This is a genomic window from Campylobacter sp. CFSAN093241, assembly GCF_012889595.1.
Taxonomy (GTDB): domain Bacteria; phylum Campylobacterota; class Campylobacteria; order Campylobacterales; family Campylobacteraceae; genus Campylobacter_D; species Campylobacter_D jejuni.
This window is the reverse complement of record NZ_CP040612.1, coordinates 950,858-965,360: the sequence shown is the minus strand read 5'-3', so window position 1 is coordinate 965,360 and position 14,503 is coordinate 950,858. Positions and strand designations below refer to the sequence as shown.

Sequence of the window (14,503 nt, the reverse complement as noted above, 5' to 3'; positions counted from 1 at the left end):
AAAGATTATGGATTCTACTTTATTTTTACAACAACTTGTTAATGGACTTAGTTTGGGCAGTATGTATGCTCTTATTGCTGTTGGCTATACGATGGTTTATGGTGTGTTAAGACTTATTAATTTTGCTCACGGCGATATTATGATGGTTGGTGCTTATGCAGCTCTTTTTTGCATGACTAATCTAAATGTTCCTTTTATAGGAGCTTTGTCTTTGGCAATGTTTTTTGCTGCTTGTGTTGGAATAGCTATAGATAGAATCGCTTATAAACCTTTAAGACAGGCTCCTAGAATTTCATTGTTGATTACAGCAATTGGTATTAGTTTTTTCTTGCAAAATCTTTTTAATATGCTTTTTACTTCAACACCTAGAACTTTTACACCGCCAAGTTATTTTGAGGAAAGTGTTAATTTTGGCGGAGTGATAACAACTTATGGTTCTTTAATGGTTCCTGCTCTTACATTTGTTATTTTAATAGCAGTGTTATGGATTTTGTATAAAAGCAAATATGGTATAGCTATTCGTGCTTTGGCATTTGATATACAAACAGTAAATTTAATGGGTATAGATGCAAATCGTATTATTGCTATAGTTTTTGCCCTAGGTTCAGCTTTGGCAGCAGTTGGGGGTGTTTTTTGGGCTGCAAATTATTACTCTGTTGAACCTACTATGGGAACTTTAATAGGTTTGAAAGCTTTTGCTGCTGCAGTTTTAGGAGGTATAGGTTCTGTAGTAGGTGCAGTTTTGGGTGGACTTATTATAGGATTTACTGAAGTTGTTGTTGTGGCTTTTTTTCCAGATTTATCAGGCTTTAAAGATGCATTTGCTTTTATTTTTTTGGTGTTTATATTGTTATTTAGGCCTACGGGAATTTTAGGTATAAATTTTGAAAAGAATAGGTTTTAATGATGGTTAAAATTAAGGTTTCACATTTAATCTTTTTAATTGCTTCAATTATTTTTATTTTCATTTCTCCTTATATTTTTGGGGACTATGGATTAAACATTGTTAATCAAATTGCTATTTTTATTATTTTGGCTGTGAGTTACAACCTTATTAATGGTGTAACTGGACAATTTTCACTAGAACCCAATGGATTTGTTGCGATTGGAGCTTATGCGGCTGCTTTAGTTCTTTTGAGTGCTGATGCGAAAAATGATCAGTTTTTTTTAGATGGTCCTAGTTCTTTTATTTTAGCCATCCATTCAAATTCCTTTATTCTAGCTTTAATTGTGGCTGGAATTTGTTCATCTTTACTTGCCCTGATTTTGGCTTTTGCTGTATTTCGCGTGAGAGGGGATTATTTGGCTATTGTAACTTTAGGCTTTGGAATAATTATTAAAATAGCTGCTATTAATTTTCCTTCTATTACTAATGGCTCAAGAGGACTGGTAGATATTCCACAATTTTCCACGATCTATTGGACAGGTGGTATTGCTATTGTAGCGGTTATTTTAATTTTAAATATAGTTTATTCTAAATATGGTCGTGCAATGAAGGCTATAAGAGATGATGAAGATGCTGCAAGCGCTATGGGAATAAATACTTTTTGGATAAAAACTTTAGCTTTTAGCACTTCAGCATTTTTAGAAGGTGTAGGTGGCGGACTTTTGGCTTGTCTGTTGACTACCGTATCTCCAACTCAATTTGATTTTTTACTTACTTTTCAACTTTTGATTATTATTGTTTTGGGTGGACTTGGTTCTACTACAGGTGCTATTATAGGTGCGATATTGGTTATTGGTGGAAGCGAGTGGCTTAGATTTTTAGATGAGTTAAATATAAAAATAGATTCTTTAAGTCTTGATATCCAATCAACACCAGGGCTTAGAATGGTTGTTTTTTCTATTGTTCTGATTTTAGTAATGCTTTTTGCAAGAAAAGGCATAATGGGTTATTACGAGTTGAGTGATGTGATTAGAGGGATTAAAAAGCGTTTTAAAAGGAGTGAAAAATGATTTTGGAATTAAAACAAATTTCAAAAAGTTTTGGTAGTGTTAAGGCTATTAATGAAACTTCTTTTAAAATCAATGAGGGTGAAATTTTTGCTTTAATTGGACCTAATGGGGCTGGTAAAACAACTCTTTTTAATATTATAACAGGTAACTATAAACCTAGTTCAGGTTCGGTTGAATTTCTAGGAGAAAGAATTGATCACTTAAAACCTCATAAGATTGTGCATTTAGGAATAGCTAGAACATTTCAAAATATTAGGCTTTTTTCAAGCATGAATGTGCTTGAAAATGTTCTTATTGGTTTTAATAAACAAATGAAATATAATATTTTTGAAGCCTTTTTGCATTTAGAGCGTTTTGGAAAAATAGAACAAGTATTTAAAGAGAAGGCTTATGCAATATTAGAAGAACTTGGTATTGCAGAATTTGCCTATGAAAAGGCTACTAGCTTGAGTTATGGACAACAAAGAAAAGTTGAGATTGCAAGAGCAATGGCTACTCAACCAAGATTATTATTGCTTGATGAGCCAGCCGCTGGGATGAATAGCTCTGAGAGTGATGAACTTGCTGAGCTCATTTTTAAATTACGAAAAGATTATAAAATTAGCGTTTTGCTTATAGAGCATGATATGAAATTTGTAAATAAATTGTGTGATCGCGTATTGGTACTTGATTATGGAAAAACAATTTTTGAAGGTAAACTTTGCGATGCTGTAAATCATAAAGAAGTAATTGCTGCGTATTTAGGGGATTTTGATGCTAATAGTTAAAGATTTGCATGTTTATTATGGATTAATTGAAGCTGTTAAAGGGATTGATTTTAAAGTGGAAACAGGTCATATTGTTTCTCTTATAGGTTCAAATGGAGCAGGTAAAACTTCAACTTTAAATGCGCTTTTAAACTCAGTTAAAAGAACTGGTGAGGTTAATTTCTTAGGTTATGATACTAAAAGGCATTTAACTCATACTTTAGTTCAAAAAGGTATAGCTTTAGTTCCTGAAGGAAGGCGTGTTTTTATTAATTTAAGCGTAGAGGAAAATTTAAAAATAGGTGCTTTTAATAATGCTGAAAATTATGAGCATTTAAGAGAGCAAATGTATAAACTTTTTCCAAGACTTGCAAGTAAAAAGCATGCTTTAGCTGGAACATTGAGTGGAGGGGAAGCGCAAATGCTTGCGATTTCAAGGGCTTTAATGAGTGAACCAAAACTTTTGATGTTGGATGAGCCTTCTTTGGGACTTGCTCCAAAGATTGTGGGTGAAGTTTTTGATATTATTGTGCGTTTAAAAGAAGAGGGTATAACTATTCTTTTGGTAGAGCAAAATGCTTATTCTGCATTAAAAATAAGTGATTATGCTTATGTTTTGGAAAATGGTCGCATTGTAATGGAAAACGAGGCTAAAAATTTAATAGGTGATGATGAGATTAGAAAGAAATATTTAGGGCTTTAAAATTTAAAGGAAAAAGAATGAAAAATATAATAAAAAGCATAGGGGATTTAAGAGTTTCGGTTGTATTGTTTTTGCTTTTTGCGCTTTTTTGTGCTTTGGCAACTTTTATTGAAAGTGCTTATGGAACTCCTACGGCTTGGGTAATGGTTTATGATACTTTTTGGTTTGAATATATACAACTTTTACTTGGTATTAATTTACTATGCGGGATGTTTCGTTATAAAATGTTTGGGCTTAAAAAATTACCTTTAATGATTTTTCATATTTCTTTTTTATTTATTTTAGTGGGTTCTGCAATGACAAGATATGCTGGTTTTGAAGGTATTTTACCTATTAGAGAGCATACTCAAAATTCACTTATAGAAAGTTCTAAGACTTCTTTGCGTATTTCTGCTATAAAAGATGGAGAACGCTATAGTGCGGTTAATGATCGTTATATAGGAAATTTGCCTTTTGCTAATTCTTTTAAACTAAAACTTAATTTAGGTGATGATCAAGCTGTATTAAAATATAAAGATTTAATCTTAAATGCTCATTATACTTATAAAGAAAATAATAATTCTGATCCTTTATTGGTTTTGATGCTTTCTCAAAAAGGATCTCAAGGTGTTGATGTTAAATTTGAAAAAGGTGAAGTTAAGAATATAGAAGGGGTTAACTTTGCTTTTATGAATGATAATGTTAAAGCACCTTTTGTAAAAATTGATGAAAATTTAACTTTAAGTTCAAGTGAAAACTTACATTTTCTAAGTATGCTAGATGGACAAAATTTAGACCTTAAAATTGGAGAAAAGGCAAATGCTAAGGAAAGAAGACTTTATGAAATTAATGATATTAGTTTTGTAGTTAAAGCTGCTTCTTTCCATGCGCAAGAAGCTTTAGAAGGTTCCAATAGACCTCAAGATGAAAGTTTTTGGTTATGGTTTAAATCTGCTTGGTTAGAAGTGGGTAGAACTATGTTGATTTCTACTTTTGGCGAGCCTCAAAATTGGAAAAATTCTTTATTATTGCATTTTAAAGATTTTGCCTTAAGCAATGAGAATAAAAACTTAGAATTAACTGGCTCTAATGCTTTAAAATTAGAATTAAGCTATAAAAATGAAAGTAAAGAATTTTATATTTTTGAATATAATAAACCTATTATGATAGAACTTGCAGATCAAAAATTCTTTATTTCTTGGGCGCTTTCTTATGAACAATTGCCTTTTGATATTTATTTAAGAGATTTTGTATTAGATCGTTATCCAGGTTCTATGTCTCCAGCTTCTTATGCAAGTGAAATTACCGTAAAAAATAATAATGAAAATTTTGATTATAGAATTTTTATGAATAATGTTTTAGATTATGATGGCTATAGATTTTATCAAAGTTCTTATGATCAAGATGAAAAAGGGACTGTTTTATCTGTAAATAAAGATCCGGGCAAAATACCAACTTATATAGGTTATTTTCTGCTTTGTCTTGGAATGTTTATGAATTTTTTAAATCCACATTCTAGATTTAGAACTTTGGCAAGATTAATTAATAAAGACACTTTAAAACATACAAGTGTGATTATTTTTATTTTATTGTTATCTTTTGGTTCTGAAAAGACTTTTGCTCAAGATTTAAATTCGACCTTACCTGTGGTAAATACTAATCATGCTAAAGCTCTTGCCACTTTAATAGTTCAAAAATCAGCAGATGGAAGAATGGTGCCTTTTGATACGCTATCAAGAGAAATTTTAGAAAAAATTCATCAAAGTGATAGCTATAAGGGTCAAAATTCTAACGCTGTTATGCTTTCCATGCTCGTTGATGTAGATAAATGGCAAATGGAACCTTTTATTTTAATGCCACAAAATCAAGCAGTTCGTGATGCTATTGCAAATATTTTAGAAATTCCTAGTGCTAAATATATTTCTTATAAAGATTTCTTTGATGAGAATAACCGATATAAACTTCAAAAATATGTTGAAAATGCAAATCGTAAAAACCCAAATGCAAGAGGAGTTTTTGATAAGGAAATTATAAAACTAGATGAAAGAGCTAATGTTGTAAATTTAGTTTTTAGTGGTGAATTATTTAAATTTATTCCTGTTCAAAATAATCCAAATAATGTTTGGCTTGCACCTTTTTCTGCTGTAACTACTCTTAAGGGGGATGAAGGGCATATTGTTTTGGCTTTAATACAGAATTATTTTAGTGCCGTGGAAAATGCTTTTAAAGATGGTAATTGGACTAGAGCTGATGAAGGCTTGAAATTTATCAAAGAATATCAAGAAAAAATAGGATATAAAGTCATGCCTAGTAAAACCAAGGTTGAAATGGAAATTTTTTCTAATAAGGCTGAAATTTTCGTTAAACTCGCTCCTGTATATTTAATTGCGGGTTTTTTACTTTTGATTCTTGTTTTTTCTAAAATGGTCGTACCGAATTTAAAAATCTCTTTTATATTTAAAGTGGTATATGTTTTAAATGTTTTAGCTTTTGTAATTCATACAGTAGGTCTTGGACTTCGTGCTTATTTATCAGGTCATGCTCCGTGGAGTAATGGCTATGAAAGTATGGTGTATATAGCTTGGGCATTGTCTTTGTCGGGTATATTTTTCTCTAGAAAAAGTCCTATAGCCTTGTCATTAACTTCTATTTTATCCGGTGTTGTATTAATGGTTGCACATTTAAGCGAAATGAATCCGCAAATTACAAATCTTGTTCCTGTGCTCAATTCTTATTGGCTTAGTATTCATGTATCTGTTATTACTGCTAGTTATGGATTTTTAGGACTTTGTGCCTTACTTGGTATCTTTACACTGTTCTTAATGTGTTTTCTTAAGAAAGATGGAAAATATAATCTTAATATTTTGAGAAATATTACAGAGGCTACAAGAATTAATGAAATGGCAATGATTTTTGGACTTTGTTTACTTACTGTAGGAAATTTTTTAGGTGCAATTTGGGCAAATGAAAGTTGGGGGAGATATTGGAGTTGGGATTCTAAGGAAACTTGGGCTTTAGTTAGCATTTTGGTTTATGCAGCAATTTTGCATCTTAGAATGATTCCAAAATATTGTAATCAATTTGTGTTTGCTTTATGGAGTATGTTTGCTTATTGGGTTATTATTATGACTTATTTTGGAGTAAATTACTTTTTAACAGGACTTCATTCTTACGCCGCAGGCGAAGCGGCTCAAATTCCTAATTACGTTTATTGGGGATTTGCATTGATGGTGGTTTTAGCTTTTTTTGCAAGAAGGAAGCGAAATTTTGTGGGCAAACTTTAAATGAACCATATTTTTTTGGTTATTTTTTGTGCTGCTTTAGCGCTTTTATTGTTTTTAGGCGTGATTGCTTATCTTATTACAAGTGATGGCAAAAAAACAATTAAAAAGCAAAAAACTAGCCAAAAGCAGCATGTAGCTGAAAAGACTAAAAAATTTGATACAGACTTAGATAAAATGATAATTGCTGCTTCCGATGTTAAACTAACGGATATTGAATTAAAAGAACTTGCCAAACTTTATGTGCAGACACATAAACTTGGTTCAAAAACTTCTAAAGAATTAGATGAAGCAGCAAAAAAGAAACTAGAATTTGTTTCTGCTTTGGCTGCAAATATTAATGCAAGTGCACAAACAGTAAGTTACTTAAATAAAGAACTTAAGAAAATTTCTGGATCTTACAAAAAAGAAATTGATGCTTACGAGCATATGGGATTAGCTAAAAGAAAAATTAAAGAAGATAAATAATATGGTGCGCTCAAGAGGATTCGAACCTCTGGCCTTTTGAACCGCAATCAAATGCTCTATCCAGCTGAGCTATGAGCGCAAAAATAAGTTAAAATTATATATAAATATTCTTAAAATAAGCAAAATTTTGCTTATTTTGTTTGTTTTTTAGCTTTTTTACCTTCATCTAAATCAAATTCTTTAGTCTTTTTTGAATGATAAAATATAAAACCTACAATCAAAATACAGCAAATCAAAGAAAAAATATAAAGTGTACCATAAGGGCTATCTTTGAAAAAAAGATTATTAGTATTCATTCCAAAAAATCCTACGATCAAATTTAAAGGTAAGAAAATAGAAGAAAGTATGCTTAAAAGATAAATACTTTTATTCATTTTTTCATTTTTAATTGCACTTGTTAATGTATAAAGAGTATCAATTCTTGTTAGATGTTCTTTGGTATTTTTATTTAAGATGCTGATGGATAAATTTAGAATTTTTAAATGTTTTTTGTATTGTGCTTGTTCGCTAAGCAAAAGATTGAAAGCTTCACTTAGAAGATTAATTTGCTTTAGATTTTTGTTAATTTTTTGTCTTAAAACAAAGGATTTTTTGTAAAAATTTTTAACAAAACCACCTTTTAAGATAATACCTTCTTTGTGTTCTAAAAGGTTTTGAAAATGAGTATTTTGTACTTTAAAATCTTCTAAAATAGATTTAATAAAATTTGAAAATTCTTCTATGCTAGAAAGCTTAAATTCTTCATTTTGAAGTTTATAAATTTTTTCATCATTAAAAAGCCAAGTTTCTAAATTTAATCCCACGTAAACAAAAATTTTTTGTCCATAAATTTCGCTATAGAAAGTTTCTAAATTCTTTGCTTGCAGGATTTTTTTTAGATTTTCGTGTAGCTCTAGCATTTTATTTGCCTCTTAAGTGATAAAAATTTCTTTTAAATTGCGTAAAAGAATTGTTCAAAATTGCTTCACGCATCTTTCTTGCAAGTTCAAGATAATAATGTAGATTGTGCAGACTTGCCAAACGAAAAAAAGTAAGTTCTTTAGCTTTAAAAAGATGGTTTAAATAACCCCTTGAAAAATTACGACAAGTATAACATGAGCAAGTAGGATCTATAACTTCATGATCGTTGATAAATTCTGCTTTTTTAATATTAAATTTTCCAAAACTTGTAAAAAATGTTCCATTTCTTGCATTTCTAGTTGGCATCACGCAGTCAAACATATCTACCCCTCGCTCAACATTTTCTACTAAATCTTCAGGCGTTCCTACGCCCATTAAATATCTTGGACGATTTTCGTCTAGATAAGGGTTTAAGTTTTGGACTGTTTCGTACATCAAGGCGTTTTCTTCGCCCACGCTAAGCCCACCTATAGCTAAACCATCAAATGGCATTTCATTTAAACTTAAAGCGCAACGCTTTCTTTCTTCATAATCTGTACCACCTTGGATAATACCAAAAATATTTTGCCCTATACCTATACCTTTATTTTGCATATTTTTATGATAAGTAATAGCCTCTTTTGCCCAAAGTATAGTGCGATCAACAGAAATTTTAACCCTTTCTTTGGTTGCGGGTAGGGCTACTAAATCATCTAAAATCATCATAATATCAGAATTAAAATCATATTGAGTATCTAAAACACTTTTTGGAGTAAAAAGATGACGACTTCCATCAATGTGACTTTTAAATTCTATGCCTTCATTAAAATGTTTGGAATTTTTACTTAAAGAAAAAGCTTGAAAACCACCACTATCGGTTAAAAAACTTCTATCAAATTTCGTAAATCCATGTAAACCTCCAAAATCTTTTACTACTTTGGAAGTTGGACGCAAGTACATGTGATAGGTATTTGCTAAAATAATTTTTGCATCAAGCTCATTTTTCATATCATTAGCATCAAGACTTTTAACCGCTCCTACTGTGCCAACAGGCATAAAAACAGGGGTTAAAAAAGTGCTGTGTGCGGTAGTGATTTCACAAACCCTTGCCATTCCATCTTTATGCTTTAATTTAAATTCCATTTGTTATAATTTCCTTTTTGGAGTTTAAAATGAATAATATTTTAATTATAATAGATGGTATTTTAGCAAAGCATTTCTTAGAAAGGCTTTGTTTTGAAAAAGGCTTAGGTTACTTTTTTACAGTAGTGTGTCAAAATAGTGAAAAAAATAACTTAAATATTTCTAGTGAGTATATTGACTTGCATTATTTTGATCCTACAAGCACAGCGCGTCTTGAAAATATTATGAGCAAGGATTTTAAACAGGCTTTTATTTATATGCAAGATGAATTTGAAACTAAAAAAAGTTATGAGGCTTTGCGTTCTTTAAATCCAAATTTAGAAATAGAAATAATGGATTTTTGGGGATTAAGTGTTAATGATACTCATGCAAATTTAGCTGATGCTAGAATGACTTTAAGCCGTAGATTTATGGATTTTTTACCAGATATTGCTTTAACAGCTCAGTATATAGGACTTGGAGTTGGAGAGATTATGGAAGTAAAAATTCCAGCAGGGTCTATTTTTGCTTATAGGCACATAAGTTCAATACAACAAAAAAGGTGGCGCATAGTCCTTATTTATAGAAATTCTAAAATTTATTTTGTAAAACCATCTTTTGTTCTAGAGCCAAATGATAGCATTTTGATCGTTGGGGATCCTGTTGTTTTACAAAGTATTTTTCATAATATAAGAGGCAAAGCAGGGCAATTTCCTATGCCTTTTGGAAGTAATGTTTTTGCTTTAATTGATATGAAAAATATGAATCAAAATATGCAAGAAAGAGTGCTTGATACTACTTTAAAATTAACTCAAAAAAGCAATGCAAAAAGATTTTTTATACATGTTATCAATCCTAAATTAGGGGTAATGTATGAAAAATTAAAAAAACTTTCTGAGGATAAAGAAGGTGTGTTTTTTGATTATTTCAACACGGATTTTAAACAAATTTCCACATGGTTGCAAAATAATGATATAGGATTAGTTGTAACCGATATAAAAAATTTTGAGAAAGAAAAACAAGCTTTTTTTGATTTAAAAATTCCTATTATGAAGGTGGGTGAAGCTTCTTTTGATGAGCTTAAAGAAGCGATTATTTTAAGTGCCGATGAGAGTGAACTTGAAAACAATGCAAATGTCATTACTGATTTAAGTAAACAGCTTGATTTTGGAGTTATTTTATATTATTATAATCCAAATTCTCAAAATACTACAGATATGGAGGAGTATTTTAGAAGTTTATCTAAGCTTTATGATAAAAATATACAAATTATTAATAAAAATGATGAAAACCCTCTTTTAAATTTGCAATATCGCGAAGATTTGTTACAATTTGTGAGTTTTCAAAAAGAATTACTAAATAGAGATTTTGGCAGAAATTTAAGTACAAATTTAAATAGGCATTATTATAAAATGAGACAAAATTACCAACTTTTCATACCAGTAGAATAAATAATTAATTAAATGTGATAAAATAAATGCAAAAAGAGTAGTTCAATGCAAGTAGAAGTTAAGTTAAAAGAAAATGCTTATAAGGTTTATATTGATGAACTTGAAGAATTAGAATTTGATAGTAAGGTTTTTATACTTTCAAATCCTAAGATTTCAGGTCTTCATTTGAAAACATTACTTTCTAAAATTAAGGCAAAAGAAATTTTTATTGCCACTGTGAAAGATGGTGAAGAATATAAAAATTTAAGCACCATGGAAGAAATTTTAAACCAAATGTTTAATTCTAAATTGGATAGAAAAAGCGTACTTATAAGTTTTGGTGGTGGCGTGATTAGTGATATGGGCGGATTTGCTGCTAGTATTTATCAAAGAGGTATTGATTTTATAAATATTCCTACTACACTTTTAGCTTGTGTTGATGCAGCAGTAGGTGGAAAAACAGGTGTTAATAATAATTTTGGTAAAAATCTTATTGGCACTTTTTATCAACCTAAAGCTGTATATTGTGAGAGTTTTTTTTTAAAGACTTTGAGCTCTAGAGAACTTGCTGCAGGCATGGCTGAATTTATTAAAATGGCAGCAATGTTTGATGATAGTATACTTGATTTTATAGAAAAAATTGATGAAAAAAGTTTCTTAAATGCTACTTGTGAGAATGAAATTTTTACTCAGATTATAGCAAAAAGCATAGAGCTTAAATCAAGGGTTGTTGAACAAGATGAAAAAGAATCAAGGCTTAGAATGCTTTTAAATTATGGTCATACTTTTGCTCATGTTATAGAAAATTTTACAGATTATAAGCTTTATTTACACGGAGAAGCGGTGGCTATAGGTATGGTTATGGCAAATCAATTGGCTTTAAATTTAGGGCTTTTGGATAAAATGCAAAGTCAAAGAATAAAAGATATTTTACTTAAATTCGGTTTGCCAATATCATATAAAATCAACAATGTAGATGAATTTTATGAAGCTTTTTTCATGGATAAAAAAAGCTCTAATAAAAAAATCAATTTTGTTCTTGCTAGTCCTTTGGGTAAGGGTTTGATAAAAGGTGATATTTCTAAAGAAGATATAATTGCAACTTTAAGAGAATTCCAATGAAAAAAATTATTATTTTAACCTTTTTTGTTGTTTTTGCTTTTGGTGATGTAAATCGGACTATTATTAATAATATAAATGAGAAAATTAATACTTTAAATACTGTAATCAGTGCTAGTATTTGGAATATACGTTATGAAAATTTTATAAAATATCAAGATATAAATGATGAATTAATCATTTTAAATCTTAATTTAAAAAAGACTTCCGATATTCACCAACAAGAAGAACTTAAACGCAAGATAGCAAATTTAGAAGAGCAATTGAACTTGCTTAAAGAATATAAAGATTTAAATTTTGCACAAAGTCTTAGTGCCCCTGATAATATAGAAACTTTATCTAAGCTTACTAATCCTTTGGCTATTATAGGAGCTTTTTCTCATATTAAGAAATTAAAAGGAGAAAAGGAAGAGTATATATTTAAATTTAATGATTTTAAAAATTTAGTAGATAAAATCAGGGAAAAAAACTCAGAACTTAAGGAATTAGTTGAGCTTAAACCAAGTGTTGAGAATATAGAAGCTTTAAAAGCTTCGGATAAAAAGCTGGAAGAATTTGAGCAAGCTTTAAATTTTGCTAGTGTTTCTTATTCTGTTTATGAGAAAAAAATTGATGAAGAGCTTTCTCGAGTAAGTGCTGAGATTAAAGTTCAAAGCTTAAGGGCTGTAAATATACTTGTTGCTATTGTTATTGTTATAGCTATAGCTTTTATGTTGAAATTTATTGCTAAAAAGTACATTAAGGATAGTGAAAGATATTATACTGCTACGAAGATTATTAATTTTATTAATATAAATATTATTTTTCTTATTTTGCTCTTTGCTTATATAGAAAATATTACTTATCTTGTAACTATACTTGGTTTTGCCTCTGCAGGCTTAGCTATTGCTATGAAAGATATGTTTATGTCTATGCTTGGATGGTGTGTGATTATTTTTGGCGGAAGTTTTAGAGTAGGGGATCGTATAAAGGTTTTTCAAAATGATACTACCTATATAGGAGATATTATAGACATTTCTTTTTTACGCATTACTCTTTATGAAGAGCTTACGCTTGAAACTTATAATAAAAATCGTCGTAGTGGGCGTATTATATTTATTCCTAATAACTATGTTTTTACAAATTTGCTTGCTAATTATACTCATCATGGTATGAAAACCGTGCTTGATGGCATTGATATAAGTGTTACTTTTGATAGCAATCTTGACAAAGCTCAAGAAATTGTGGAAAATATTGTTACACGCCATGCCAAAGGTTATACTGAGCTTGCTAGAAAAAATATAGCTCGTTTACAACATGAATATAGTATTAAAAATCCTAAAGTGGAGCCAAGGTTTTTTATGTTTTTTGAACATTGGGGAATGAGAATTTCTGCATGGTATATGACTAATGCTTATGCGGCTTTAGTATTAAGAAGTACGATTAGCAAAGAGATTATAAAAGAATTTAATAAGCATAAAGATATAAAAATTGCTTATCCATCGCAAAATTTATATTTAGGAAATTTAAATCAAAATCATTTTGAACAACATCATGAAAATATGTATTTTCATGCAAGGAATAAAGATTGAAAGAAAAAGTTTTTTTTAAAACCTTTGGGTGTCGCACAAATATTTATGATACAGAGCTTTTAAAAAGTTATGTAAAAGATTATGAGATTATAAATGATGAGAATAAAGCACAAATTATCGTTGTAAATTCTTGCACGGTTACAAATGGAGCTGATAGCGGGATAAAGTCTTATGTAAATACCATGCAAAAAAAAGGCATTAAAGTTATACTTACAGGTTGTGGTGCTGTAAGCAAAGGTAAGGAGCTTTTAGATAAAAAGCAAGTTTTTGGAGTGCTTGGAGCGTCAAATAAAGATAAAATCAATGAATTTTTAGGAGCAAAGACAAGTTTTTATGAACTTGGAAATTTAAATTTTATTGATAAAGATATAGTTTGTGAGTATGAAAATCATACCAAAGCTTTTGTGAAAATTCAAGAAGGTTGTGATTTTGCTTGTTCTTATTGTATTATTCCTAGCGTGAGGGGAAAATCAAGAAGCGTGGATGAAAAAGCTCTTTTAAAACAGGTTGAAATTTTAGGAGCTAATGGTTATAGTGAAATTGTTTTAACAGGGACTAATATAGGTTCATATGGGCTTAAAAATGGCACAAGTTTAGGCAAGCTTTTGCAAAAAATGGGACAAATTTTAGGTATAAAACGCATAAGGCTAGGTAGTTTAGAACCTGCACAGCTTGATGAAAGTTTTTTAGAAATCTTAGATGAAGCTTGGCTTGAAAGGCATTTACATATTGCATTGCAACATACAAGTGAAAAAATGCTTCGTATAATGAGAAGAAGATCACATACGGATAATGATTTAAAGCTTTTTAATACTATAGCAAGCAAAGGATATGCTTTAGGGACGGATTTTATAGTAGCTCATCCAGGCGAGAGTGAAGAGCTATGGCAAGAAGCTTTAAGAAATTTTAAAGAATTTCCACTCACTCATATCCATGCTTTTATTTTTAGCCCTAGAAACAACACGCATTCTGCTACCATGAAAGATGTGATAAATGGAACTTTAGCTAAAGAAAGGCTAAACACTTTAAAATCCATAGTAGAAAAAAATAATTATGAATTTAGGAAAAAAAATCAAGTTTCACTTGAAGTTTTGGTAGAAAATCAAAAAGATGGTTTTTTTGAGGGTTATGATCAGTTTTTTAATAAGATTAAAATTAAAAGTGATAAAGATATAGCTAAAGAATGGATCGTTATATCTGAATATGAAGTACAAGAAAAGTCTAACTTTGCAAATTTAAAAGGCTAGAT

General features: G+C 29.9%; 12 protein-coding genes and 1 tRNA gene. 10 read left to right on the top strand and 3 right to left on the bottom strand.

What is annotated here, in order from left to right; genetic code table 11:
• Positions 1-7: 7 nt before the first annotated feature.
• From FBE96_RS04975 to FBE96_RS04950, 6 genes are read left to right on the top strand one after another with little or no spacing between them, the layout of a single operon-like run.
• Positions 8-904, top strand: coding sequence for a branched-chain amino acid ABC transporter permease (locus tag FBE96_RS04975; protein WP_145599566.1), 897 nt, complete (start codon positions 8-10; stop codon positions 902-904).
• Positions 904-1,956, top strand: a complete 1,053-nt coding sequence (locus tag FBE96_RS04970) for a branched-chain amino acid ABC transporter permease (RefSeq protein WP_002871763.1) — start codon at positions 904-906, stop codon at positions 1,954-1,956. Before FBE96_RS04975 ends, FBE96_RS04970 begins: the two co-directional genes overlap by 1 nt.
• A complete protein-coding gene (locus FBE96_RS04965) occupies positions 1,953-2,723 on the top strand; it encodes an ABC transporter ATP-binding protein (protein ID WP_145599565.1) in 771 nt (256 codons plus the stop codon). The genes FBE96_RS04970 and FBE96_RS04965 overlap by 4 nt, the downstream gene beginning before the upstream one ends.
• Positions 2,710-3,405, top strand: coding sequence for an ABC transporter ATP-binding protein (locus tag FBE96_RS04960; RefSeq protein ID WP_002852965.1), 696 nt, complete (start codon positions 2,710-2,712; stop codon positions 3,403-3,405). The genes FBE96_RS04965 and FBE96_RS04960 overlap by 14 nt, the downstream gene beginning before the upstream one ends.
• A 17-nt stretch (positions 3,406-3,422) precedes the next feature.
• Positions 3,423-6,668: a cytochrome c biogenesis protein CcsA gene (ccsA, locus tag FBE96_RS04955; protein ID WP_002868667.1), complete on the top strand. Its 3,246-nt coding sequence runs from the start codon at positions 3,423-3,425 to the stop codon at positions 6,666-6,668.
• A 15-nt stretch (positions 6,669-6,683) separates the two neighbouring features.
• The gene (locus FBE96_RS04950) at positions 6,684-7,133 is read left to right on the top strand and encodes a hypothetical protein (RefSeq protein ID WP_014517258.1); all 450 of its coding nucleotides are present in this window, start codon (positions 6,684-6,686) and stop codon (positions 7,131-7,133) included.
• Positions 7,134-7,135: 2 nt separating this feature from the next.
• Here FBE96_RS04950 and FBE96_RS04945 read toward each other — a convergent pair.
• The 3 genes from FBE96_RS04945 to tgt form a co-directional block, all read right to left on the bottom strand.
• A tRNA-Arg gene (locus FBE96_RS04945) sits at positions 7,136-7,212 on the bottom strand.
• Between the two features lie 52 nt (positions 7,213-7,264).
• A complete protein-coding gene (locus tag FBE96_RS04940) occupies positions 7,265-8,032 on the bottom strand; it encodes a magnesium transporter CorA family protein (protein WP_002860739.1) in 768 nt (255 codons plus the stop codon).
• A gap of 1 nt (position 8,033) precedes the next feature.
• On the bottom strand, positions 8,034-9,155 hold the full coding sequence (gene tgt / locus FBE96_RS04935) for a tRNA guanosine(34) transglycosylase Tgt (RefSeq protein WP_002868669.1): 1,122 nt from the start codon (positions 9,153-9,155) through the stop codon (positions 8,034-8,036).
• 29 nt (positions 9,156-9,184) lie between these two features.
• Between tgt and FBE96_RS04930 the strand changes: the two genes are divergently transcribed.
• Genes FBE96_RS04930 through mtaB form a run of 4 tightly spaced genes read left to right on the top strand, consistent with a single transcriptional unit; the run spans position 9,185 to position 14,501 of the window.
• Positions 9,185-10,585 carry a COG3400 family protein gene (locus FBE96_RS04930; protein ID WP_002856550.1) on the top strand — a complete coding sequence of 467 codons (1,401 nt, stop codon included), beginning with the start codon at positions 9,185-9,187 and terminating at the stop codon, positions 10,583-10,585.
• Between the two features lie 45 nt (positions 10,586-10,630).
• A complete protein-coding gene (aroB, locus tag FBE96_RS04925) occupies positions 10,631-11,686 on the top strand; it encodes a 3-dehydroquinate synthase (RefSeq protein ID WP_002868670.1) in 1,056 nt (351 codons plus the stop codon).
• Positions 11,683-13,254, top strand: coding sequence for a mechanosensitive ion channel domain-containing protein (locus tag FBE96_RS04920; RefSeq protein WP_002868671.1), 1,572 nt, complete (start codon positions 11,683-11,685; stop codon positions 13,252-13,254). The genes aroB and FBE96_RS04920 overlap by 4 nt, the downstream gene beginning before the upstream one ends.
• On the top strand, positions 13,251-14,501 hold the full coding sequence (mtaB, locus tag FBE96_RS04915; protein ID WP_002868672.1) for a tRNA (N(6)-L-threonylcarbamoyladenosine(37)-C(2))-methylthiotransferase MtaB: 1,251 nt from the start codon (positions 13,251-13,253) through the stop codon (positions 14,499-14,501). Before FBE96_RS04920 ends, mtaB begins: the two co-directional genes overlap by 4 nt.
• Positions 14,502-14,503: the final 2 nt, after the last annotated feature.